This is a genomic window from Streptomyces sp. NPDC090445 (assembly GCF_044769385.1).
Lineage (GTDB): Bacteria > Actinomycetota > Actinomycetes > Streptomycetales > Streptomycetaceae > Streptomyces.
This window is the reverse complement of record NZ_JBIVXV010000010.1, coordinates 187353-210077: the sequence shown is the minus strand read 5'-3', so window position 1 is coordinate 210077 and position 22725 is coordinate 187353. Positions and strand designations below refer to the sequence as shown.

Annotated in this window: 19 protein-coding genes and 1 pseudogene; 10 read left to right on the top strand and 10 right to left on the bottom strand. The window is 73.6% G+C overall.

Translation table 11 applies throughout. The features are described from left to right. Positions 1 to 170: 170 nt before the first annotated feature. Positions 171 to 4760 carry an ATP-dependent helicase gene (locus ACIQUT_RS21450; RefSeq protein WP_403564686.1) on the bottom strand — a complete coding sequence of 1530 codons (4590 nt, stop codon included), beginning with the start codon at positions 4758 to 4760 and terminating at the stop codon, positions 171 to 173. A 123-nt stretch (positions 4761 to 4883) separates the two neighbouring features. Between ACIQUT_RS21450 and ACIQUT_RS21445 the strand changes: the two genes are divergently transcribed. From ACIQUT_RS21445 to ACIQUT_RS21425, 5 genes are all read left to right on the top strand, one after another. Beyond that, entirely contained in the window at positions 4884 to 5720 is an 837-nt protein-coding gene (locus ACIQUT_RS21445; protein WP_403564684.1) for an AraC family transcriptional regulator, read from the top strand. Positions 5721 to 5951: 231 nt separating this feature from the next. Then, complete coding sequence (locus ACIQUT_RS21440; RefSeq protein ID WP_403564712.1) at positions 5952 to 6653, top strand: AzlC family ABC transporter permease; 702 nt, start codon at positions 5952 to 5954, stop codon at positions 6651 to 6653. After that, on the top strand, positions 6650 to 6958 hold the full coding sequence (locus ACIQUT_RS21435; protein WP_179176984.1) for an AzlD domain-containing protein: 309 nt from the start codon (positions 6650 to 6652) through the stop codon (positions 6956 to 6958). Before ACIQUT_RS21440 ends, ACIQUT_RS21435 begins: the two co-directional genes overlap by 4 nt. 44 nt (positions 6959 to 7002) lie before the next feature. Next, the gene (locus ACIQUT_RS21430) at positions 7003 to 7197 is read left to right on the top strand and encodes a DUF3046 domain-containing protein (protein WP_403564682.1); all 195 of its coding nucleotides are present in this window, start codon (positions 7003 to 7005) and stop codon (positions 7195 to 7197) included. A 282-nt stretch (positions 7198 to 7479) separates the two neighbouring features. Beyond that, complete coding sequence (locus tag ACIQUT_RS21425; RefSeq protein ID WP_403564710.1) at positions 7480 to 8574, top strand: AI-2E family transporter; 1095 nt, start codon at positions 7480 to 7482, stop codon at positions 8572 to 8574. Here the strand turns inward: ACIQUT_RS21425 and ACIQUT_RS21420 are convergent. Beyond that, the gene (locus ACIQUT_RS21420) at positions 8522 to 9292 is read right to left on the bottom strand and encodes a Clp protease N-terminal domain-containing protein (RefSeq protein ID WP_403564680.1); all 771 of its coding nucleotides are present in this window, start codon (positions 9290 to 9292) and stop codon (positions 8522 to 8524) included. The two genes, ACIQUT_RS21425 and ACIQUT_RS21420, sit on opposite strands and share 53 nt — an antisense overlap. 438 nt (positions 9293 to 9730) lie before the next feature. On the opposite strand from ACIQUT_RS21420, the gene ACIQUT_RS21415 reads away from it, so the two are divergent. From ACIQUT_RS21415 to ACIQUT_RS21400, 4 genes and pseudogenes are all read left to right on the top strand, one after another. Then, on the top strand, positions 9731 to 10480 hold the full coding sequence (locus tag ACIQUT_RS21415) for a hypothetical protein (RefSeq protein ID WP_403564678.1): 750 nt from the start codon (positions 9731 to 9733) through the stop codon (positions 10478 to 10480). A gap of 251 nt (positions 10481 to 10731) precedes the next feature. After that, the gene (recA, locus tag ACIQUT_RS21410) at positions 10732 to 11850 is read left to right on the top strand and encodes a recombinase RecA (protein ID WP_403564676.1); all 1119 of its coding nucleotides are present in this window, start codon (positions 10732 to 10734) and stop codon (positions 11848 to 11850) included. Further along, positions 11753 to 12421 (top strand): annotated as a pseudogene (gene recX / locus ACIQUT_RS21405) (recombination regulator RecX); the annotation flags it as partial. The gene recA and the pseudogene recX, both read left to right, overlap by 98 nt. 155 nt (positions 12422 to 12576) lie before the next feature. Beyond that, entirely contained in the window at positions 12577 to 15171 is a 2595-nt protein-coding gene (locus ACIQUT_RS21400) for an FtsX-like permease family protein (protein WP_403564674.1), read from the top strand. Positions 15172 to 15458: 287 nt separating this feature from the next. Here the strand turns inward: ACIQUT_RS21400 and ACIQUT_RS21395 are convergent, their stop codons facing one another. From ACIQUT_RS21395 to ACIQUT_RS21360, 8 genes are all read right to left on the bottom strand, one after another. After that, positions 15459 to 15890 carry a rhodanese-like domain-containing protein gene (locus tag ACIQUT_RS21395; protein ID WP_403564671.1) on the bottom strand — a complete coding sequence of 144 codons (432 nt, stop codon included), beginning with the start codon at positions 15888 to 15890 and terminating at the stop codon, positions 15459 to 15461. After that, positions 15887 to 16420 carry a cysteine dioxygenase gene (locus tag ACIQUT_RS21390; RefSeq protein ID WP_403564669.1) on the bottom strand — a complete coding sequence of 178 codons (534 nt, stop codon included), beginning with the start codon at positions 16418 to 16420 and terminating at the stop codon, positions 15887 to 15889. The genes ACIQUT_RS21395 and ACIQUT_RS21390 overlap by 4 nt, the downstream gene beginning before the upstream one ends. 64 nt (positions 16421 to 16484) lie before the next feature. After that, positions 16485 to 16532: a hypothetical protein gene (locus ACIQUT_RS21385; protein WP_360629470.1), complete on the bottom strand. Its 48-nt coding sequence runs from the start codon at positions 16530 to 16532 to the stop codon at positions 16485 to 16487. 71 nt (positions 16533 to 16603) lie between these two features. Continuing rightward, on the bottom strand, positions 16604 to 18178 hold the full coding sequence (locus tag ACIQUT_RS21380) for an FAD-dependent monooxygenase (protein ID WP_403564667.1): 1575 nt from the start codon (positions 18176 to 18178) through the stop codon (positions 16604 to 16606). A 152-nt stretch (positions 18179 to 18330) separates the two neighbouring features. Then, on the bottom strand, positions 18331 to 19224 hold the full coding sequence (locus ACIQUT_RS21375; protein WP_403564665.1) for an amino acid ABC transporter permease: 894 nt from the start codon (positions 19222 to 19224) through the stop codon (positions 18331 to 18333). Further along, positions 19221 to 19895: an amino acid ABC transporter permease gene (locus ACIQUT_RS21370; protein ID WP_403564663.1), complete on the bottom strand. Its 675-nt coding sequence runs from the start codon at positions 19893 to 19895 to the stop codon at positions 19221 to 19223. The genes ACIQUT_RS21375 and ACIQUT_RS21370 overlap by 4 nt, the downstream gene beginning before the upstream one ends. 83 nt (positions 19896 to 19978) lie before the next feature. Then, complete coding sequence (locus ACIQUT_RS21365) at positions 19979 to 20824, bottom strand: glutamate ABC transporter substrate-binding protein (protein WP_403564661.1); 846 nt, start codon at positions 20822 to 20824, stop codon at positions 19979 to 19981. Between the two features lie 95 nt (positions 20825 to 20919). Further along, positions 20920 to 21705, bottom strand: coding sequence for an amino acid ABC transporter ATP-binding protein (locus tag ACIQUT_RS21360; protein WP_403564659.1), 786 nt, complete (start codon positions 21703 to 21705; stop codon positions 20920 to 20922). A 291-nt stretch (positions 21706 to 21996) separates the two neighbouring features. On the opposite strand from ACIQUT_RS21360, the gene ACIQUT_RS21355 reads away from it, so the two are divergent. Then, positions 21997 to 22713: a response regulator transcription factor gene (locus tag ACIQUT_RS21355; RefSeq protein WP_403564657.1), complete on the top strand. Its 717-nt coding sequence runs from the start codon at positions 21997 to 21999 to the stop codon at positions 22711 to 22713. Positions 22714 to 22725: the final 12 nt, after the last annotated feature.

Sequence of the window (22725 nt, the reverse complement as noted above, 5' to 3'; positions counted from 1 at the left end):
GTGGATCTTGATAGTGCAGAAACGATCAGCCATGCCAGCTGGAACGGGCCCCGTGACAGGCTCAAGACATAAGCGCGACGTAAGCGCAATGGTCGATACAGCTCCGCAGCCTTACGCCCGCCTCACCCGGTACGGGTCTCGGCGCGGCTCCGAGCCGTCTCGGCACCGCCTCAGTGCCGCAGCCGCAGCCCCCGCGGAGTGGCATGGAAGCCCGCCGTCTCCAGGACCCCGCCCAGCACGGACGTCAGCGCCGGCGCCGCATTGATCCGCTCCACCGTGAGCGCCGGCAGCGTGCCCGCACGGGACGCCTCCGTCAGCGCGGCCGTCGCCGCCGCCAGCCGCGGATCCTCCGGCGCAGGCCACGCCAGCAGGGTCTTGCCCCCGCGCTCCAGGTACAGCACCAGCTCGCCGTCGACCAGGACCACCAGGGAGCCCGCCTTCCGGCCCGGCTTGTGCCCGGCCCCCGCCGGGGGCTCCGGCCACGGCAGGGCCGCCCCGTACGCATTCGCCGGGTCGGCGGCCGCCAGCACCACCGCCGCCAGCGGCGGAGGGGTCCGCTCGGCCGACCGCAACCGGTCCACCGCGCCGTCCATCGCGAACTGGGCCGCGCCCAGCCCCTCCACCACATAGCCGCGGCGGGCCTGGCCGCTGTCCTCGAACGCCGACAGCACCCGGTACACCGCGCTGAAGCCGCCCTCCACGCCCTCGGCGGCCACCGCGCCCCGGGTGACCACCCCGTGCCGGTCCAGCAGGGTGCGGGCCAGCGCGTGCGCCCGGTGCGTGGGGTCGGCGGCCCGGCCGGGCAGCAGCGACCAGCGCCCCGACACCGTCGGCGGCCCCGGCCGGGAGGCCTGCGCGCCGAGCGTCCCGTACCGCCCGCGCGGCACCGTGCGCCGGGCCCGGTGCGCGGTCGCCCCGGCGGTGCGGCCCGAGCCCAGCAGGGAGCGCAGCGGGGCCAGGGTGTCGTTCGTCAGCCGGCCCGACCAGGCCAGGTCCCAGACGGCCTCGGACAGTTCGAGGTCGGTGGCCTCCGGGTGCTGCGCGCGGACCGACTGCGCCAGCTGACGGAAGAACAGGCCGTACCCGCCCGACAGCGCCTCCAGGACCCCCTGGTGCAGGGGCGTCAGCTCCAGCGGGTGCGGCTCGGGCAGCAACAGCGGTGCCGCGTCCGCCAGGTAGAGCGACACCCAGCCGTCTTTCCCCGGCAGCGCCCCGGCCCCCGCCCAGACCACCTCCCCGGTCGTGGTCAGCTCGTCCAGCAGGGTCGGCGCGTACCCCGCCACCCGCGACGGCAGGACCAGCCGCTCCAGCGCCGAGGCCGGCACCGGCGCGCCCTGCAACTGCTCGACCGCCCGGGCCAGGCCGTCGATGCCCCGCAGGCCCCCGCCCAGGTGCTGCCACTGCGGCAGGAACGTCGCCAGCGAGGCCGGCGGCACCGGCTCCAGCTCCTGGCGCAGCGCGGCCAGCGAACGCCGGCGCAGCCTGCGCAGGACGGCCGCGTCGCACCACTCCTGGCCGATGCCCGCCGGATGGAACTCGCCCTGCACCACCCGGCCGGCCGCCGCCAGCCGCTGCAGCGCGCCCTCGGTGACTGCCGCGCCCAGCCCGAAGCGGGCCGCGGCCGCCGCCGTGGTGAACGGGCCGTGCGTGCGCGCGTACCGGGCCAGGAGGTCGCCGAGCGGGTCCTTGACCGGCTCGGTGAACGCCTCCGGCACCCCGACCGGCAGCGCCGTGCCCAGCGCGTCCCGCAGCCGGCCCGCGTCCTCGACCGCCGCCCAGTGCTCCGCCCCGCCGATCCGCACCCGGATGGCCCGCCGGGCGTCCGCGAGCTCTTGCGGCCAGGCCGGGTCGGCGCCCCGCTCGGCCAGCTCGGACCCCGTCAGCGGGCCCAGCAGCCGCAGCAGGTCGGCCACCGACTCCGTGTCCTTGGCCCGCCGGTCCTCGGTGAGCCACTGCAGCTCCCGCTCCAGCTCCGCCAGCACCTCGGCGTCCAGCAGCTCGCGCAGCTCCGCCTGGCCGAGCAGCTCCGCCAGCAGCCGCGAGTCCAGGGACAGCGCGGCCGCCCTCCGCTCGGCGAGCGGCGAGTCCCCCTCGTACAGGAACTGGGCGACGTACCCGAACAGCAGCGACCGGGCGAACGGGGACGGCTCGGGCGTGGTCACCTCGACCAGGCGGACCCGGCGGGCCTCGATGTCCCCCATCAGCTCCGCCAGGCCCGGCACGTCGAAGACGTCCTGCAGACACTCCCGTACGGCCTCCAGCACGATCGGGAACGATCCGAACTCCGAGGCCACCTGCAGCAGTTGCGAGGCGCGCTGGCGCTGCTGCCACAACGGCGTGCGCCGGCCGGGACTGCGGCGCGGCAGCAGCAGCGCCCGCGCCGCGCACTCCCGGAACCGGGACGCGAACAGGGCCGAACCGCCGACCTGGTCGGTGACGATCCCGCCGACCTCGCCGTGGTCGAAGACCACGTCCGCCGCGCCCAGCGGGGCCTGCCCCTCGTCGAACTCGAACGAGCGGACGGCGGCCGGATCGTGGTCCAGCAGGTCCATCGACAGCAGGTCCGCGTCCGGCAGCCGCAGCACGATGCCGTCGTCCGCATGCATGACCTGGGCGTCCATGCCGTACCGCTCGGCGAGCCGGGCCCCGAGCGCCAGCGCCCACGGGGCGTGCACCTGCGCCCCGAACGGGGAGTGCACGACGACCCGCCAGTCGCCCAGCTCGTCGCGGAACCGCTCGACCACGACCGTCCGGTCGTCCGGCACGTGCCCGCAGGCCTCCCGCTGCTCCGCCAGGTACGCCAGCACGTTCTCCGCGGCCCAGCCGTCCAGCCCGGCCGCCAGCAGCCGCAGCCGCGCGTCCTCCGCGGGCAGCGCCCCCAGTTCGCGCAGGAACGCGCCCACCGCACGGCCCAGTTCGAGGGGGCGGCCCAGCTGGTCGCCCTTCCAGAACGGCAGCCGGCCCGGAACCCCGGGCGCGGGGGAGACCAGCACCCGGTCGCGGGTGATGTCCTCGATCCGCCACGAGCTGGTGCCCAGGGTGAACACGTCGCCCACCCGCGACTCGTACACCATCTCCTCGTCGAGCTCGCCGACCCGGCCGCCGCCCTTCTTCGGGTCGGCCCCGGCGAGGAAGACGCCGAACAGCCCGCGGTCGGGGATGGTGCCGCCCGAGGTGACCGCCAGGCGCTGCGCCCCCGGCCGGCCCGTGACCGTGCCCGCGACCCGGTCCCACACCACCCGCGGCCGGAGCTCGGCGAACGCGTCCGACGGGTAGCGGCCCGCCAGCATGTCCAGCACCCCGGTGAACGCCGACTCCGGCAGCGCCGCGAACGGCGCCGCCCGCCGCACCAGGGCCAGCAGCTCGTCCAGCTGCCAGGAGTCCATCGCGGTCATCGCCACCAGCTGCTGCGCGAGCACGTCCAGCGGGTTCGACGGGATGCGCAGCGACTCGATGGCCCCCGTGCGCATCCGCTCCGTGACCACCGCAGCCTGCACCAGGTCACCGCGGTACTTGGGGAAGACGACCCCCGTGGAGACCGCGCCCACCTGGTGCCCGGCCCGGCCCACCCGCTGCAGCCCCGAGGCCACCGACGGCGGGGACTCCACCTGCACCACCAGGTCCACGGCGCCCATGTCGATGCCCAGCTCCAGACTGGACGTGGCGACCACGGCGGGCAGCCGGCCCGCCTTCAGGTCCTCCTCCACCAGCGCCCGCTGCTCCTTGGACACCGAGCCGTGGTGCGCGCGGGCCAGCAGCGGCGGAGCCCCCCGCGCGGCACCCGACTGGGCCATGATCTGGGCCGGCGGCGGGCCTTCGGGCACCTGCTCGCCCGTCGCACGCTCGTACGCGATCTCGTTGAGCCGGTTGCACAGCCGCTCCGCGAGGCGGCGGGAGTTGGCGAACACGATCGTGGAGCGGTGCGCCTGGACCAGGTCGGCGATCCGCTCCTCCACCTGCGGCCAGATCGACGGCTTGTCGCCGCCCTCCCGGTCCTCCACGGCCGGCGAACCGCCCAGCACACCCATGTCCTCGACCGGGACGACCACCGACAGGTCGAACTCCTTGGCCGAGGGCGGCTGCACGATCTCCACCCGGCCGCGCGGCGCCAGGTAGCGGGCCACCTCCTCCACCGGCCGGACCGTCGCCGACAGCCCGATCCGGCGCGCCGGGCGCGGCAGCAGCTCGTCCAGCCGCTCCAGCGACAGCGCCAGGTGCGCCCCGCGCTTGGTCCCCGCCACCGCGTGCACCTCGTCCAGGATCACCGTCTCGACGCCGGACAGCGCCTCCCGCGTCGCCGACGTCAGCATCAGGAACAGCGACTCGGGCGTGGTGATCAGGATGTCCGGCGGCCGGTTCGCCAGCCCCCGCCGCTCGGCGGCCGGGGTGTCGCCCGAGCGGATCCCGACCCGGACGTCCGGCTCGGGCAGGCCCAGGCGCACCGACTCCTGCCGGATCCCGGTCAGCGGGCTGCGCAGGTTCCGCTCCACATCGACCGCGAGGGCCTTCAACGGGGACACGTACAGCACGCGGCAGCGCTTCTTCGGCTCGGCCGGCAGCGGCTCGGCCGCCAGCCGGTCCAGGGCGGCGAGGAAGGCGGCCAGCGTCTTGCCGGAGCCGGTGGGCGCCACGACCAGGACGTCCGAACCCTCCCCGATGGCCCGCCAGGCTCCCTCCTGCGCGGCGGTGGGAGCACGGAAGGCCCCCGAGAACCAGGAACGGGTCGCGGGGGAGAACGAGTCGAGCGCAGAGCCGGCCATGCCCCCATCGTGCACCCCGGCACTGACAACGGCCCCGGACCAGGGCGGATGCGCCGGACAGGCCCCGGGAGGGCGTGCGGAGGCGGCGCGCGGGCCCGTCCCGGCGGGGCGCAGAATGGGGGAATGGCGGACGGCGGCGGGGACAGGGAGTGGGCGCGGCACTGGCAGTACGCGGAACTGCCCGGACTCGACCTGCTGCGCGCCCACTACATCCGCCACGCCTTCCCGCGCCACGCGCACGACGGATACGTGATCGCCGCCGTCACCGGCGGCATCGAGGAGGTCGGCCTGCCCGGCGGCACCGTACACGCCGGACCCGGCAGCGTCGTCCTGATCAACCCCGAGGTGCCGCACACCGCCCGCGCCGGGGTCCCCGAGGGCTGGGCGTACGCCACGCTCTACCCCTCCCGGGAGCTGATCGCCGACGTGGCCGCCGAGATCGCCGGGCTGCGCGGCACCCCCGGCTTCACCGTCGACTCGGTCGCCGACCCGCAGACCACGCACGCCATCACCGAGATCCACCGGGCCGCCGAGGAGGGCAACGCGCTCGCCGCCGACACCCTGCTGCGCACCGCCGTCGCGCGGATCCTGACCCGGCACGCCGGGCCGCTGCCCGCCCGCACCGCGAAGAGCGCCGGAGCCTCGGACGCGGCACGGGCCCGCGCGGTGCTCCAGGAGCGCATGGCGGACCCGCCGTCGCTGGAGCAGCTCGCCGCGGAGCTCGGGACCAGCCCGTTCGCCCTGCTGCGGGCCTTCCGGCAGCGGTACGGGATGCCGCCGCACACCTGGCTGACCGACGCCCGGGTCAGGGGGGCGCGCCGGCTGCTGGACGCGGGGACCGCCCCGGCCGAGGCGGCGGCCGCCGTCGGCTTCACGGACCAGCCGCACCTCAACCGGCATTTCACCCGCATCGTGGGGGTGACGCCGGGGGCCTACCGGCGGGAGCGGCGGGCCGGGTAGCGTACGGGGCCGTCCGGCGGGGCGAGGGGCGGGGCTGCCGTCCGTGTCTGTCGCGGGGCCGGGCTTCCGTCTGGGCGCGGGGCTGGGCTTCTGCCGTCCCTGTCGGGGGCTGGGCCGCCGTCCGTGTCGGGGCCGGGCCCGCGTCCTGCGGGGGCGTCGCCTGCAAGAACGTACAAGACCGGGGCGGGCCGTCCTGCGTACGGTCGCGGCGTGGGAGAACGTCAGACAGTCATACGAGAGACACGGGAGACCCCCGAGGAGGCCGCCGGACGGCCGCGCTCCGCCGTCGTGCGGGACGCACTCGGGGTCGGGGTGGCGGTCGGCCTGTCCGGCTTCGCGTTCGGCGTGACCGCCGCGGGGGCCGGGCTCAGCGCCCTGCAGGCCGGCGCCCTGAGCCTGCTGGTGTTCACCGGCGCCTCGCAGTTCGCGCTGGTCGGGGCGCTGGCAGCGGGCGGGAACCCGTTCACGGCCGCCGCCGGGGCCTTCTTCCTCGGCACCCGGAACGCCTTCTACGGGCTGCGGCTGTCGCAGCTGCTCGCCCTGCCCCGGGCCGCGAAGCCGTTCGCCGCCCACTGGGTGATCGACGAGACCACCGCCGTGTCCCTGGCGCAGCCGGACCGCAGGTCGGCGCGGCTCGGGTTCACCGTGACCGGGCTGGCCCTCTTCGTCCTGTGGAACCTCACCACCCTGCTGGGCGCGCTCGGCGCCGAGGCCATCGGGGACACGGCCGCCTGGGGGCTGGACGCCGCCGGGCCCGCCGTCTTCCTCGCCCTGCTCGCGCCCATGCTGAAGAGCACCACCGAGCGGGCCGCCGCCGCGCTCGCCCTCGTCCTCGGGCTGGGCCTGCTGCCCTTCCTGCCCGCCGGACTGCCCGTGCTCGTCGCCGCGCTCGCCGCTCCCGCGGTCCTCTGGCTGAAGGGACGACGCCCGTGAACGTGTGGATCGCCATCGCGCTGACCGCCGTCGGCTGCTACGCCGTCAAGCTGGCCGGGCTGCTCGTGCCCGCCGGCGCACTGGAGCGGCCGCTCGTGCGCCGGCTCGCCGAGCTGCTGCCGGTCGCCCTGCTGGCCGCCCTCACCGCCCAGCAGACCTTCGCCACCGGGCAGGAGCTCGTGCTCGACGCGCGGGCCGCCGGGCTCGTCGCCGCGGGGCTGGCGCTGGTCCTGCGGGCACCCTTCCTCGTGGTGGTCGGGGCCGCCGTCGCGGTCACCGCGGCCGTGCGGGCCCTGGGCGGGTAGCGCCGTCCGGGACGGAGCCCCCGGCCGGCCTGGATACTGGGTGCATGCGGTTGACGATTTTCTGGGAGCGGATGGCCGATCACTTCGGCGCGGGCTACGCGGACTCCTTCGCACGGGACCACGTCATGTCGGAGCTCGGCGGACGCACCGTCCACCAGGCGCTGGAGGCCGGCTGGGAGGCCAAGGACGTGTGGCGCGCCGTGTGCGCGGCGATGGACGTCCCGGCCTCGCTGCGCTGACGGCGGGCGCACCCGTTTCCCCGTACGCGTGCCGGGTGGGACAGACTGGGCGGCGTGGCAGCCACCGATGAGACGACCGAGAACACCCAGCCGGCCGACCGCGCGGCGGACGCCGAGCGGGCCGGGGTGCCCGCCGCGGCCGCACCCGTCGACCGGGTCGGACCTGCCGACGACGCAGTCCGTCCCTCTGCGGACCGGGCGGGCTCCGCTGCCGGGCCGGCGGGTTCCGCGGGGGATCGGGTGGGTTCCGCGGGGGACCGTGCGGGTGCCGCAGCTGACCGCATGCCGCGGTGGCTGCCCCGCGCCGTCCTCCTCGTCCTGGGGCTGGTCGCCTGCTACCAGCTCGGCAGCTGGGCCTTCCACCAGCTGATCGGGCTGCTGGTCAACGTCCTGATCGCGTTCTTCCTGGCCCTCGCGATCGAACCCGCCGTATCGCGGATGGCGGCCCGCGGCATGCGCCGCGGGCTCGCCACCTTCCTGGTGTTCCTCGGGGTGTTCGTCACGTCCGTCGGCTTCGTCGTCCTGCTCGGCTCGATGCTCGCCGGGCAGATCGTCGACATGGTGGAGGGCTTCCCCCGCTATCTCGACTCCGTGATCAACACGATCAACGCGACCTTCCACACCGAGCTGTCCCGGCTGGAGATCCAGGACAGCCTGCTGCGCTCGGACTGGCTGCAGAAGTACGTACAGGACAGCGCGAGCGGCGTGCTCGACGTGTCCGCCACCCTGCTCGGCGGACTCTTCCGACTGCTGACCGTCGGCCTGTTCTCGTTCTACTTCGCCGCGGACGGTCCGCGGCTGCGGCGCGCGCTGTGCTCCGTACTGCCCCCCGCGAAGCAGTCGGAGGTGCTGCGCGCGTGGGAGATCGCCGTGGCCAAGACGGGCGGCTACCTCTACTCGCGCGGGCTGATGGCCCTGGTGTCCGGGATCGCGCACTACGTGCTCTTCGCGGTGCTGGGCGTGCCGTACGCGCCCGCGCTCGCGGTGTGGGTGGGCCTGGTCTCCCAGTTCATCCCCACCATCGGTACGTACCTGGCGGGCGCACTGCCCACGCTGATCGCCTTCACCGTCAACCCCTGGTACGCGCTGTACGTCCTCGGGTTCGTCGTGGTCTACCAGCAGTTCGAGAACTACGTGCTGCAGCCCAAGCTGACCTCGCGGAGCGTGGACATCCACCCGGCGGTGGCCTTCGGGTCGGTCATCGCGGGGACCGCCCTGCTGGGCGCGGTCGGCGCGCTCATCGCGATCCCGGCCGTCGCCACCCTGCAGGCCTTCCTCGGCGTGTACGTCAAGCGGTACGAGCTGACGGAGGAGGCGGACTCCGCTACTCCTGTTTCCCGCCGGCCGGGCCGAGTGCGGCTGCCAGGGCTTCGCTGAGGGCCCCCTCCACGGCGGTCTTCTCCAGGCCGAGGCCGCTGAGCACGCCCTTGCCGTGCTCCAGTTCGAGGAGCGCGAGCAGGATGTGCTCGGTCCCGACGTAGTCGTGGCCCAGCCGGAGGGCCTCGCGGAAGGTCAGCTCCAGGGCCTTCTTGGCGGAGGCGTCGAAGGGGACCAGGTCGGGGACGGCGGTGCCTTCGGCCGGGGCGGGCAGTTCGGCGGTCGCCGCTGCGCGCACGGCGTCCGGTGCCACGTCCTGGGAGCGCATGGCGAGGACCGCGAGGCCCTGCTCCTCGGCCAGCAGGCCGAGGACGAGGTGCTCGGTGCGGATCTCGGTGTTGCCCGCGGCGCGGGCCTCGTTCTGCGCGGACACCACGACGTTGCGGGCGCGCGGGGTGAACCGGCCGAAGCCCTGGGCGGACTGGACGTCGCCGCCCTCGCCCTCCTTGTCGGCCTTCGGCACGAAGCGCTTCTGGGCCGCCTGGCGGGTGACGCCCATGCTGCGGCCGATGTCGGTCCAGGAGGCGCCGGAGCGGCGGGCCTGGTCGACGAAGTGGCCGATGAGGTGGTCGGCCACGTCGCCGAGGTGCTCGGCGGCGACGACGGCACCGCTGAGCTGGTCGAGGGCGTCGTTGTGGGACTGCTTGATGGCCTCGATCAGGTCGTCGAGGCGTACCGGGTTGGTCATGCGAACGGGTTCCTCTGAAGGGTTCGTCATGAGTGCAACCGTAGGTTGACAGTCGGAGGAGTGTCAACCGTTGGTTGTCACTCGGGGCGGCGGCAGGGGCGCCCCGGCTGCCCGGCCGATATAGAGGGGGCCCGTGCGCGACGGCCGCGCCCGATTCGCGGACGCGGGTCGAGGCGGCGCTCCCTGGATGGAGCCGCGCTGCACGACGGTGGCGTGGGGCCTGCCTGCGCCGGGCACTCCGGCCGGGGCAAGGGGCGTTCGCCGACCGTGCACGTCATGTGAGTCCGGGCTGCCGGTGTGCGCTGTTGCGGGTGGCCCACCGGCATGCCGACGCGGTGACGGAGCCCCGCCGTCGGGAAATGCTGCTTGCCGCCCCGGCGATGCCCCGAGAATCGAATGCGCTCACGCCGCTTCCGGCGGGCGTGCGGGCGGATGTGGCATATCCGGAACGGGCGGGGAGGCGTCGGCGTGGCGAGCGGGAGTGACATCCAAGGGGCCGCGGGCGACGGGCAGCCGTTGCCGACACGCGCGCTGGCCCGGGAGTCCGGGCGGGCCCGGCGGCTCCTCGCCGCCGGGGAGTGGCGTCCCGCCCGGGCGGACGCCGAGACGGCGGCCGCCGTCCTGGTCCGCCTTGCCGCCCCGCTTCCGGCCCGGCGGGCCGCGACGGCGCGGGTGCGGGCCGCGGACCGGGACCGGCAACTCCAGCGCATCCTGCGTACCGTCCTCCACCACCTCGACGCGGGTGCCGTCAGCCCGCCCGCCGCAGCCCTCCTGGCCGGTGTCGCGCGCGCCTTCCTGCCCTGGCACGCCGTCCCGAACCCGCCGGCCGCGGCGGCCGCCCCGGGGTACGGGCCTGTGCCGGGGGAGCCGGCCGGCGCGGTGGCCCCTCCGGCCGGGGCGGGCGAGGCCCTGCTCCCCGGGCTGGTCGAGCTGTTCGCCGACCTGGCCGCGGCGGGCCCGTCCGGTGCGGGTCCGCTCACGCCGCCGGTCGAGCCGTGGCAGGTCGCGTACGCGGGCCGGTTCCGGCGCCATGGCAGGCCCGCCCCCGGTGTGTGGACGGCCGAGACCGTCCGCTGTCCGGGATGCGGGGACGTGGACGGCCCGTGGACGGTGGTCTGCGACTGGCGCCGGGTCGTCCTGGGCTGCTCCTGCGGGGTGGTGAACCGCAGCCACGGCCTCGCCCTCTCCGAGGCCTGGCTCCTGCTGCCGGATGTGTGACCGGGCACAGCCGTCGGCCCGTCACGGGCGGCCGCGGCGCTCCGCACGGCCCGCTCGCGCGCTCACCGGGTGACCGAAATGCCTGGTCACGGAGGTGTCTGCCGGGGAGGGTGAGTCCGGCTTGACAGGGAAATCGAACATCCATTCTGATTGGTTATCCACAGGCGAACCGGCGCGGCAGCGCATTGTCAGTGGCAGGCGTTAGCGTCAATGGCGTGAAGCGATCGACTCAAGCAAACCGGGTGGAACCCATGGCAGGCACCGACCGCGAGAAGGCTCTCGACGCCGCTCTCGCACAGATTGAACGGCAATTCGGCAAGGGTGCGGTCATGCGCCTCGGCGACCGGCCGAACGAGCCCATCGAGGTCATCCCCACCGGGTCGACCGCCCTCGACATCGCCCTCGGCGTCGGCGGCCTGCCGCGCGGCCGCGTCGTCGAGATCTACGGTCCGGAGTCCTCCGGTAAGACGACCCTGACCCTGCACGCCGTGGCCAACGCGCAGAAGGCCGGCGGCACCGTGGCCTTCGTGGACGCCGAGCACGCGCTCGACCCGGAGTACGCGCGGGCCCTCGGCGTCGACACCGACAACCTGATCCTGTCCCAGCCGGACACCGGCGAGCAGGCCCTGGAGATCGTGGACATGCTGGTCCGCTCCGGCGCCCTAGACCTCATCGTCATCGACTCCGTCGCCGCCCTCGTGCCGCGCGCGGAGATCGAGGGCGAGATGGGCGACTCGCACGTCGGCCTCCAGGCCCGTCTGATGAGCCAGGCCCTCCGCAAGATCACCAGCGCGCTCAACCAGTCCAAGACCACCGCGATCTTCATCAACCAGCTCCGCGAGAAGATCGGCGTCATGTTCGGCTCCCCGGAGACCACCACCGGTGGCCGGGCGCTGAAGTTCTACGCCTCGGTGCGCATCGACATCCGCCGCATCGAGACCCTGAAGGACGGCACGGAGGCGGTCGGCAACCGCACCCGCTGCAAGGTCGTCAAGAACAAGGTCGCGCCGCCGTTCAAGCAGGCCGAGTTCGACATCCTCTACGGCCAGGGCATCAGCCGCGAGGGCGGCCTGATCGACATGGGCGTGGAGCACGGCTTCATCCGCAAGGCCGGCGCCTGGTACACGTACGAGGGCGACCAGCTCGGCCAGGGCAAGGAGAACGCCCGCAACTTCCTGAAGGACAACCCGGACCTCGCCAACGAGATCGAGCGGAAGATCAAGGAGAAGCTCGGCGTCGGTGTCCGCAAGGGCGCCCAGCCCGGCGAGACCCCGGCGGAGGAGACGGCCGCCGGCGACGGCGAGGCCAAGAGCGTTCCCGCCCCGGCGGCGAAGGCGAAGGCGGCCAAGACCGCCGCCGCCAAGAGCTGACCCGATGCGGGAACACGAAGGGGACGGCGGCTCCGGCGCGACGAGGGCCGAGCCGGAGCTGCCGCCCCAGAGTCCCGAGGAGCAGGCGCGGGCGATCTGCCTGCGCCTGCTCACCGGGATGCCGCGGACCCGGCGCCAGCTCGCGGACGCCCTGGCCAAACGCGGTGTCGCCGAGGAGGTGGCGGAGGAGGTCCTCTCCAGGTTCGAGGAGGTGGGCCTGATCGACGACGCCGCCTTCGCGGGCGCCTGGGTCGAGTCCCGCCACCGCGGCCGTGGCCTGGCCCGCCGGGCCCTCGCGCAGGAGCTGCGGACCAAGGGGGTGCAGGCCTCCCTCGTCCAGGAAGCCCTGGAGCAGCTGGATTCCGAGCAGGAGGAGCAGACCGCCCGCGAACTCGTCGAGCGGAAGCTCCGCGCCACCCGGGGCCTGGACCGGGACAAGCGGATCCGCCGCCTGGCCGGGATGCTCGCCCGCAAGGGATACCCGGAGGGCATGGCCCTGCGCGTGGTGCGCCGCGCCCTGGAGGCCGAGGGCGAGGACATCGACGAGGAGCTGCACTACCCGGGCAGCTGACCGCGCCCGTCCGCCGTCCGCACGTCCACGCGCCCGCCCGCCCGTTCGCCCGTTCGCGCGGGCTGGGGCTGGGGCTGGGGGTGGGGGTAGCCCCCGGGTCGGGACGCCTGGGCGCTCCACTGCCAACACCCGGTCGCGGCGGCAGAGTTGAGCGCATGATGCTGCGTTACGCCCTCCAGACCGTCAGGGACCGCAAAGCCGGCTTCCTCGGCGCCTTCACCGCACTGCTGTGCGCGGCGGCCCTCATCACCGCCTGCGGCACGCTCCTGGAGACCGGACTCCGCGGAAGGATCGCCACCGAGCGCTACGCGGCCACCCCGGTCCTCGTCTCCGCCGACCAGAACGTGCATCAGACCACGGTCAAGGAGAAGAAGGGCAAGACCAAGACGAAGCACAAGGCCAAGCCCGTGGCCGAGCGGGCCTGGCTCCCCGCGCACACCGTCGAGACGGTGCGCGCCGTCCCCGGCGTCGAACAGGCCGTCCCCGAGCTCACCTTCCAGGCCGTCCCGCTGGTACGGCCCGCCGCTGACGGTGGCGTCGCCGCCCGGCCGGCCGCCCCGTACGGGCACGCCTGGAGCTCCGCCGCGCTCACCCCCTTCACCCTCGCCGAGGGCCGCGCGCCCCAGGGCGGCGGTGAGGTCGTCGTCGACCGGGAACTGGCCGCCCGCGCCGGACTGGAGCCCGGCAGCCGGCTCACCGTCCAGGCCACCGGCGTACCCAAGGAGTACGAGGTCAGCGGTATTGCCCGGGCGGACGGCGGCCGGCTCGCCCGGCAGAGCGCCCTGTTCTTCGCCGACGCCGAGGCCGGGCGGCTCGCAGCCCGCGACGGGCAGGTCACCGCGATCGGCGTCCTACCCGCACCCGGGGTCGACCCCGGGGCGCTGGCCCAGCGGATCCGCCAGGCACTGGCAGGCCCCGGCTCCGGCTCCGGTTCCGGCGCCAGTGACGGCGTCGGAGTCCAGGTCAGCGTGGGTGACGAGCGCGGGCCCGTCGAATTCCTCGACGCCGCCGGCGCCCGGATCAAACTGGTCTCCATGGGCGGTGCCATGGGCGGCACCGCCCTGCTCGTCGCCATCCTCGTCGTCGTCGGGACCTTCGCCCTGTCCGTCCAGCAGCGGCACCGCGAACTCGCCCTGCTCCGCGCCATCGCCGCCACCCCCCGCCAGCTGCGCCGCATGATCGGCCGGGAAGCGCTGCTCGTCGGACTGGCCGCCGGGGTCGCCGGTGCGTTCGCCGGGCTGCCGCTCGCCGCCTGGCTGCACGGGCGGTTCGTCGACGGCGGGATCGTCCCCGCCACCCTGGAGCGCACCGCCGGGATCTTCCCGATGTTCGCCGCCGTCGGCGCGAGCCTGCTCGGCGCGTGGGCCGCCGCCCGGATCACCGCCCGGCGCATCGCCCGCATCCGCCCCGCCGAGGCGCTCGCCGAAGCGGCCGTCGAGCGGGCCCGTCCCGCGTGGATCCGGATCGCGATCGGGCTGCTGGTGCTGGCCGCCGGGATCGTGCTGGTCGCCGTGCTGGGCTCGCTGCGCACCGAGCCGGCGTCCACCCCGGTGACCTTCCTCGCCGTGATCGTCCTTGCCGCGGCCGTCGCCCTGCTCGGCCCGCTGCTCGTACGGGGTGCGGCCGCACTGCTCGCCGGCCCGCTGCGGCTGGCCGGCGCCGGCGGACACCTCGCCACCGCGAACCTGCGGAGCAACGCGACCCGGATGGCCTCCGCCGTCACCCCGCTCACCCTGCTGATCGGCATGACCTGCACCGTCCTGTTCATCGCGCCGACGCTGGGCCACGCCGTCCGGGAGCAGGCCCGCGACGGGGTCCGCGCCGGGTGGGTGCTGGCCGCGCAGGGCCCCGGCGTCCCGGCCGAGGCCGCCGACGCGGTCCGCCGGACCCCCGGGGTCACGGCCGCCACCGAGATCGTCCGCACGTCGGTACGGGTCGGGCTGACCAAGTACAGCGCCCAAGGCGTCACCCCCGACGGGCTGGCCCGGACCTGGGACCCCGCGGTGACCGCCGGCAGCCTCGACGGCTTCGGCGAGCGCAGCGCCGCCGTCAGCGAACTCGCCGCCGAACAGCTCGGGCTGAAGCCCGGCAGCACACTGCAACTGGCCCTGGGCGACGGCACCCCCGCCACCCTGACCGTGGCCGCCGTATACGCGCGGGGCCTGGGCTTCGGAGACCTGACCCTGCCGCACGGGCTCGTCGCGGCGCACGTCGACAACCCGCTGGCGGGCGGCGTACTGGTGACCGCCGAGCCGGGGACCGGACGGGAACGGCTGGCCGCGGCGGTGGCCCGGTTCCCGGGAGTGGGCGTGCTGTCGGCGCAGGACGCCGACCAGGCGCGCGCGGAGCGGCAGCAGGACGGGGCCGAGCTCAACCTGCTGGCGATGGGGCTGGTGCTCGCGTTCACCGCGATCGCCGTCGTCAACACGCTCGCCATGTCCACGGCGGAGCGGTTCCGGGAGTTCGCGATGCTGCGGCTCGCCGGGGCGAAGCGGCGTCAGGTGCTGCGGATGCTGCGGGTGGAGGCGCTGGCCGTGCTGCTGATGGGGGCGGTGCTGGGGTCCGGGATCTCGCTGGCCGTGCTGACCGCCTTCAGCGTGGGGATGACGGGGGTGGCCGCGCCGGTGGTGCTGCCGGTGGTGTACGTGGGGGTGGTGGGGGTTGCGGGGCTGCTGGCGGTGGCCGCCACTGCCGTCCCGGGACGCGGTGTCCTCCGGATCCGCCCGGTCGAGGCAACCACGTCCAGGTGACCCGGCCCGGCCACACCCCGGCTCAGCGGCCGGACCCCGCTTCCGGCCGCCCGGATGCCGTGGTCCGGCGCTGCTCCCGGCCCCGGCCGCGGGCGACCCCCCAGGCCCCTGCCGCAGCCGGGCCGCGGCGGGGTGCCGCTGCGCGGGGCCTGCCCCTCCCCGCCCTTCCACCGTTCCCTGGGGCTCCGCCCCAGACCCCGCGCCTCAAACGCCGGCGGGGCTGGATGGTGCGGGCGTGGTGGGGCGGGTGCGGGTCCGGTGGGGGCGTCCCGCTCCCGAGCCGCGCCTCAGAGGCGGGCGGGGCTGGATGGCGCGGGCTCAGAGGTGGGCGGGTGGGTGGTGGGGAGGCCTGTGGTTTTCCAGGATTGGAAGCCGCCGGTCAGGTCCGTGGCGTGGCGCAGGCCCAGCGTGTGGAGGGATGCCACCGCGAGGGAGGAGGCGTAGCCCTCGTTGCAGAACACGATCACCCGCAGCTCGTGCGAGGCGGCTTCGGGGATGCGGTGGGAGCCCTGGGGGTCGAGCCGCCACTCCAGTTCGTTGCGCTCGATCACCAGCGCGCCCGGGATCAGCCCGTCCCGCTCGCGCAGCGCCTGGTAGCGGATGTCCACCAGGAGGGCGCCGTCGAGGAACGCCGCGTGCGCCTCCTCCGGAGTGACGCGGGTGTACGTGGAGCGGATCCGGTACAGCAGCGTGTCGATGCCGATGGGGGTGTCGCTCACTGCCAGTCCTCCGGGCGTTCGATGTGCTCCAGGGTCAGGACGCTCCCCGTGCGGCTGTAGCGGCGGATGAGGGGGAGGGGAGGGTAGTACGCGTGGACGGAGATGGCGGGCTCGTCGGGGGAGGCGTTGAGGACCTCGTGGACGTGGTGTTCCCCGAAGGCCCGGCCGGAGCCCGGCCCCAGGCTCCGGCTGCGGTCCACGCCGGGCGCGACTTCCAGGCTGCGCCAGCCTTCCGAGGGGATCCGGGCGGCCAGTGAGTTCTCGGTGAGCCGGCCCCGTGCGGTGGCGAAGGCGCCGCGTGATGCGGCGTGGTCGTGCCAGCCGGTGCCGGTGCCCGGCGGCCAGCCGATGACCCAGGCCTCGCTGCCGGCCGGCCCGTCCAGCCGGATCCAGGTGCGGCCCGCCGGGTCGAGCGGCAGGGAGTCGATGACGGCCGGGTCGGCGGCCGTGCGCAGGGCGAAGTCGAGGAGTTCGGCGGCTGTTACGGCAGGGGCGTGGGCGTGCGTGGGCACGGCTGCGGAGGCAGACATGGTGGGTGTGACCGTCCTGGGTTCGCGGCATGGCGCGCCGGAGGGCGCGGTGGGAGGAGGCGAATCAGCAGGAACGGCGACACACGCAGCCCGCGTAGCGGACCAGGTCCATGTGGACCCTCCGCCACAGGCGTACGTCGCTGCCGGTCATGGCGGGGAGTCAAGCACGGGGACGGCCCGCGGTCAATCGATCGCGGGGGTGGGGGTCGGTGTCGAGGGTGACATGCGGGTCGGGGCGCCCATGCGGACTGCGTCCGCGGCCTCGTACAGCTCCGCCGGCGCCACCCCCGCGAAGGTGGCTGCCAGGTGCCCGTCCGGCCGGACCAGCAGGACGGTGTGCGCCGCGGCCCCCGGGTAGTCGTCCGCGACGAGCAGTTCCGCGCGGACCGGAAGCGCGGCCACGGCTGCCGCCAGCCGCGGCATCAGCCCGGCGCCGAGCCAGTGCCGCCGGTCCCAGACCCCGGTTCCGGGGGCGACGAGCACCACCAGCAGGCGGCCCCGGCCCAGCAGGTCCCGCAGCGGCACGGTCGACCCGTCGGGGGCGGACACGGCGACATTCGCGACGGGCCCGCCCGGCCCGGTCGCCGTCGGCACCTCCCGTACGGCGACGGGCGGGGCGTACGAGGGCTGCGCGCCCAGCGGCCCCCGGCCCAGGTGGCTGTCGGTGAGCAGGGCCTCGGCGCGCGCCGAGCCGGGCAGCAGGGTCCGCAGCCCGCTCCCGCCGCGCACGGCCGGCATGGCCTGGTCGGCGGCGCGCAGCCGGGCCGCGACCGCGGTGCGCCGCTCGTCCTCGTAGCTGTCGAGCAGGGCTTCGGAGGCCCCCTGGTGCCAGGCGAGGGACAGTTTCCAGGCCAGGTTCTCGGCGTCCCGGAGCCCTTCCTCGACGCCCTGGGTGCCGAGCGCGCCCAGCAGGTGGGCGGCGTCCCCGGCGAGGAAGGCGCGGCGGTCGCGCCACCTGCGGGCGAGCCGGTGGTGCAGGGTGTGGACGCCGGTGTCGAGGAGGTCATACGCGGGTGTGGTGCCCCCGCACCAGACGCCGAGGGTGTCCCGGATGAGGGTGACCAGCGCGTCGGGGGTGACGAGTTCGCCGCGGGCCGGCAGCAGCCAGTCCAGCCGCCACACCCCGTCGGCCAGTGGTCGGGCGGTGGTCTCCTGCGGCGGGTCGCGGTGCAGCAGGGCCTCGCCGGGCCAGGGGAGTTCGATGCGCAGCGCGGCCACGGCGTGCCGCTCGACGGCGGTGCGCCCGGGGAAGCGGATGCCGAGGAGCTTGCGCACGGTGGAGCGGGCCCCGTCGCAGCCGACCAGGAAACTCCCGCGCCACCAGGTGGTTTCCGCACCCCGGGTGTGGGCGGTGACCCCGCGTTCGTCCTGCTCCAGGGCGTCCAGCTTGCTCTCGGGGACGAGCTGGACCAGCGGGTGGGCCGCGGCGGCCGCGCGCAGCCCGCGGCTGAGGGCGTGCTGCGGCACGTGCAGCGGGGCCGGGTCCTGATCGTCCTCGAACGTGATGCGGCCGGTGTCGCGGCTGCGCCGCATGGTGCGCCAGGCCGCGTAGTACGCGCCTTCGTCGCGCAGTGTCGTACAGCCCAGCCGCTCGGCCATGGCGGCGGTGTCGGAGTGCAGGACGACGCTGCGGGCGGGGCGGGGGAGATCCTTGCCGGGACCCTCGTCGAGCACGACCGAGGGCACGCCCTGGCCGGCCAGGGCGAGGGACAGGGACAGTCCGACGGGCCCCGCGCCGACGACGATCACCGGGTCCACGAGGCGGCTCCCGATGTCCGGTATGTGATCACAGAACGTATGCAACCCACTGGAGGTGCCTGCGTCAAGTGACCCAGGACCCGGGCATGCGTGTGGTGCGGCGGATGAGATCCGCCGCACCACATGTGCCACGCCAGTGTACTGACCGGGTGTCAGGGGGCCTTGCCCACTCCGGCCGCGCCGCCCGCGTCGACCTCGGCCACCTCGGCCTCGACGACGGCGCCGGTGCCCTTCTTCGACTGCCGCAGCCGCTTCTCCAGGAAGGAGGCCAGGCCCGTCAGGGCGAAGTTCACCGCGATGTAGATCAGGGCGATCACGACCATGGTCGCGATGGTGTTGCTGTAGTTGGCGGAGATCTGCCGGTTCATCGACATCAGGTCGGCGAAGCCGAGGACGGCGCCGCCGAGCGCGGTGTCCTTGAGGATCACCACGAGCTGGCTGACCAGCGCGGGCAGCATCGCCGTGACGGCCTGCGGGACCAGGACGTAGACCATGGTCTGGCCCTTGCGCATGCCGATCGCCTTGGCCGCGTCGGTCTGGCCGCGCGGCAGCGTCAGGATGCCGGCCCGGACGATCTCGGCGATGACCGAGGCGTTGTACAGGACGAGGCCGGTGACCACTGCGTACAGCGGTCGCAGATCCGAGCTGACGGTGCCGAGCATCACGTACAGCGCCGAGCTGAAGATCATCAGCATCAGGACCGGGATGGCGCGGAAGAACTCCACGACCGCGCCGACCGGGACACGCACCCAAGCGTGGTCCGAGAGCCGGGCGATGCCGAGGAGCGCGCCCAGCGGCAGCGCGATCACCATGGCGATCAGGCCGGCCTTGAGGGTCTCGCCGAGGCCGGGCAGCAGGAACGTCGTCCAGATCTGGCTGTCCGTGACGAACGGGAGCCACTTGTCGGCGTCAAGCTGGTTCTGCGCGGCCATGCGGTCGAGGATCCACCACAGGGCCAGCGCGAGGACCACCAGAAAGACGCCGGTGTAGATCCAGTTGCGGGCCTTGGCCTTGGGGCCGGGGGTGTCGTACAGAACGGAGCTCATCGCTTCACCGCCACTCGCTTGGCCACCCAGCCCAGCAGCAGGCCGGTGGGCAGGGTCAGCAGGACGAAGCCGAGAGCGAAGATCGCGAAGACCGCGAAGAGTGCCTGCGCCTCGTTCTCCAGCATTTCCTTCATCAGCAGGGCCGCTTCGGCCACGCCGATGGTCGCCGCCACCGTGGTGTTCTTGGTGAGGGCGATCAATACGTTGGTGAGCGGTGCGACGACCGCACGGAAGGCCTGGGGGAGCACGATCAGGGTGAGCACCTGGAAGAAGCTCAGGCCCAGCGCACGGGCGGCCTCGGCCTGCCCCACGGGCACGGTGTTGATGCCCGCGCGCAGAGCTTCACAGACGAACGTGCCGGTGTAGGCGATCAGGCCCAGGACCGCGAGGCGGAAGCCGATCTCCTTGAAGCCCTCGCCGCCGAGCGTGATCTTCAACGTCTGGCTGAGGCCCAGCGAGCAGCCGAGGATCAGCAGGGTCAGCGGCGTGTTGCGCACGACGTTGACGTACGCGGTGCCGAAGGACCGCATGATCGGGACCGGACTGACCCGCATCCCGGCCAGGATCGTGCCCCAGATCAGGGATCCGACCGCGGAGTAGAGGGTGAGCTGCACCGTCACCCAGAAGGCTCCGAGCACGTCGTACTGCCCGGAAGTAAGAAAGTCGAACACGTTGCCCTGCGCTCTCCCCAGGATGGCCGGTGAGGCGCGCCGCCGCCCGTGATGGGCGGTCGGCGGCGCGCCTCACCGATGAATCAGCTGCCTTCGGTGATCTGCGGGGCCGGCTCGGCCTTGTAGCCGGCGGGACCGAGGTTCGCGTCCACCGCCTTCTGCCAGGAGCCGTCCTCGACCATCTTCTTGAGCGCGGCGTTGACCTTGGTCTGCAGGTCCTTGTCGCCCTTCTTCAGGCCGATGCCGTAGGGCTCGTCGCTGAGCTTCAGGCCGACCAGCTTGAACTTGCCCTTGTTCTTCTCCTGCGCGGCGAAGCCGGCGAGGATCGAGTTGTCCGTGGTCAGAGCGTCGACGGAACCGTTCTCCAGGCCGGTGAGGCACTCGGAGTAGCCGGCCTGCTCCAGCAGGTTCGCCTCGGGCGCCAGCTTGGTCTTGACGTTCTGCGCCGAGGTGGAGCCGGCGACCGAGCAGAGGTTCTTCTTGTTGAGGTCCTCGGCCTTGGTGATCGAGGTGTCGTCGGCGCGGACCAGCAGGTCCTGGTGGGCCAGGAAGTACGGGCCGGCGAAGTCGACCTTCGCCTTGCGCTTGTCGTTGATCGTGTAGGTGGCGACCACGAGCTTGACGTCACCGTTCGAGATCAGGTTCTCGCGCTCGGCGCTGACGGCCTGCTTGAACTCGATCTGGTCGGGCTGGTAGCCGAGCTCCTTGGCGACGTAGGTCGCCACGTCGACGTCGAAGCCCGTGAACTTGCCGTCCGGGTTCTTCAGGCCCAGACCCGGCTGGTCGAACTTGATGCCAATGACGATCTTGTCCTTGCCGCCATCGGTGCTGCCGCTGCCGGCCTTGTCACCGCCGCTGCCACACGCGGTCGCGGTCAGGGAGAGGACGACGGCCACGGCTGCGGCCGCGCCGGCCTTGAAAACCTTCATGGTGAACTTCCCTCGGATGAGACGTGGTTGGACGACGAGCGACGACACGAGCGCCGGGCCGCCAGGGGATCACTACCAGACGGAACGCCCGTGCGTCAGTGGTGCAGGATCTTCGAAAGGAAGTCCTTGGCGCGGTCACTGCGCGGGTTGCTGAAGAACTGCTCGGGCTCGGCCTCTTCGACGATCTTGCCGTCGGCCATGAAGACGACCCGGTTGGCGGCGGAGCGGGCGAAGCCCATCTCGTGCGTGACGACGACCATCGTCATGCCTTCGGCGGCGAGCTGCTGCATGACCTCCAGCACCTCGTTGATCATCTCCGGGTCGAGGGCCGAGGTCGGCTCGTCGAAGAGGATCACCTTCGGGTCCATGGCCAGCGCGCGGGCGATCGCCACACGCTGCTGCTGGCCGCCGGAGAGCTGCGCCGGGTACTTGTCGGCCTGTGTTCCGACGCCCACCCGGTCCAGCAGCGCCCGCGCCTTCTTCTCGGCGCTCGCCTGGTCCGTCTTGCGGACCTTCATCTGGCCCAGCATCACGTTCTGCAGCACCGTCTTGTGCGCGAAGAGGTTGAAAGACTGGAAGACCATACCGACGTCGGCACGGAGCCTTGCCAGCTCCCGCCCCTCCGAGGGCAGTTCCTTGCCGTCGATCGTGATCGTTCCGGAGTCGATCGTCTCCAGGCGGTTGATGGTCCTGCACAGCGTCGACTTGCCCGATCCCGAAGGACCGATCACCACGACAACCTCGCCGCGGGCAATGCTCAGATCGATGTCCTGAAGCACGTGCAGCGCGCCGAAGTGCTTGTTGACGTTGCTCAGTACGACCAGGTCGTCAGCGGCTCCGGCCGCGTCCTTCGCATCCTTGGTCACTGATACTCCGCTCATCGGCTTCTTGCTCCGTCCTCCTCGGTTGGCAGGACAGTAGTGAGGCCGTACGCACACCGTCATCACATCTGAGGGAGAATTGAGGATAACGAAACGGCCTCGAATCGATACGCTCCGTACGTACCGCTGTGGCTCGCACCGCAGGGCTCGTACCGGGTACATAACGGAAACCGCGCCGGACCGGAACCCCCTTGACGTGGGGCCCCGCATCGGCGTGGATGCTCTCTGGCCCCTTGACCACGGGTCGCGCTCGGCACAACAGGAAACAGGAACGCAGGAAAGGGGGACGCAATGAGACTGCTGCTCGTCGAGGACGATGACCACGTCGCCGCCGCCCTGTCCGCGATCCTCGCCCGACACGGCTTCCAGGTGACCCACGCCCGCAACGGCGAGGAGGCCCTGCAGGCACTGCTGCCCGCAGGAACCACACCCCACGCGTCTCCCTACGGGGTGATCCTCCTGGACCTGGGCCTCCCCGATCAGGACGGCTACGAGGTTTGCGGCAAGATCCGCAAGCGCACCTCGATCCCCGTGATCATGGTGACGGCCCGCTCGGACGTGCGTTCCCGCATCCACGGTCTCAACATGGGCGCCGACGACTACGTGGTCAAGCCGTACGACACCGGCGAGCTCCTCGCCCGGATCCACGCCGTCGCCCGGCGCAGCGGCGCCTCCGAGGAGGCCTCGGCCGCCGTCACGGGAGCCCCCGCCGTGGTCCGGGTCGGGCCCGTCAGCATCGAGCTGCCCACTCGCCGGGTCAGTGTCGACGGCTCGGACGTGCCGCTCACCCGCAAGGAATTCGACCTGCTGGCCCTGCTCGCGCAGCGCCCCGGCGTCGTCTTCCGCCGCGAGCAGATCATCAGCGAGGTGTGGCGCACCAGCTGGGAGGGGACCGGGCGGACCCTGGAGGTGCACGTGGCCTCGCTGCGCTCCAAACTGCGCATGCCCGCCCTGATCGAGACCGTCCGCGGGGTGGGCTACCGGCTCGTCCCGCCGGCCGCCCCCTAGCGGGGGCCCGCC

Bases quoted from the DNA above. Each gene is read 5' to 3' on its own strand.
- ACIQUT_RS21450 (WP_403564686.1), bottom strand. From the start codon at position 4,760: ATGGCCGGCTCTGCGCTCGACTCGTTCTCCCCCGCGACCCGTTCCTGG.
- ACIQUT_RS21445 (WP_403564684.1), top strand. From the start codon at position 4,884: ATGGCGGACGGCGGCGGGGACAGGGAGTGGGCGCGGCACTGGCAGTAC.
- ACIQUT_RS21430 (WP_403564682.1), top strand. From the start codon at position 7,003: ATGCGGTTGACGATTTTCTGGGAGCGGATGGCCGATCACTTCGGCGCG.
- ACIQUT_RS21425 (WP_403564710.1), top strand. From the start codon at position 7,480: ATGCCGCGGTGGCTGCCCCGCGCCGTCCTCCTCGTCCTGGGGCTGGTC.
- ACIQUT_RS21420 (WP_403564680.1), bottom strand. From the start codon at position 9,292: ATGACGAACCCTTCAGAGGAACCCGTTCGCATGACCAACCCGGTACGC.
- recA (WP_403564676.1), top strand. From the start codon at position 10,732: ATGGCAGGCACCGACCGCGAGAAGGCTCTCGACGCCGCTCTCGCACAG.
- ACIQUT_RS21400 (WP_403564674.1), top strand. From the start codon at position 12,577: ATGATGCTGCGTTACGCCCTCCAGACCGTCAGGGACCGCAAAGCCGGC.
- ACIQUT_RS21390 (WP_403564669.1), bottom strand. From the start codon at position 16,420: ATGTCTGCCTCCGCAGCCGTGCCCACGCACGCCCACGCCCCTGCCGTA.
- ACIQUT_RS21375 (WP_403564665.1), bottom strand. From the start codon at position 19,224: ATGAGCTCCGTTCTGTACGACACCCCCGGCCCCAAGGCCAAGGCCCGC.
- ACIQUT_RS21365 (WP_403564661.1), bottom strand. From the start codon at position 20,824: ATGAAGGTTTTCAAGGCCGGCGCGGCCGCAGCCGTGGCCGTCGTCCTC.
- ACIQUT_RS21360 (WP_403564659.1), bottom strand. From the start codon at position 21,705: ATGAGCGGAGTATCAGTGACCAAGGATGCGAAGGACGCGGCCGGAGCC.
- ACIQUT_RS21355 (WP_403564657.1), top strand. From the start codon at position 21,997: ATGAGACTGCTGCTCGTCGAGGACGATGACCACGTCGCCGCCGCCCTG.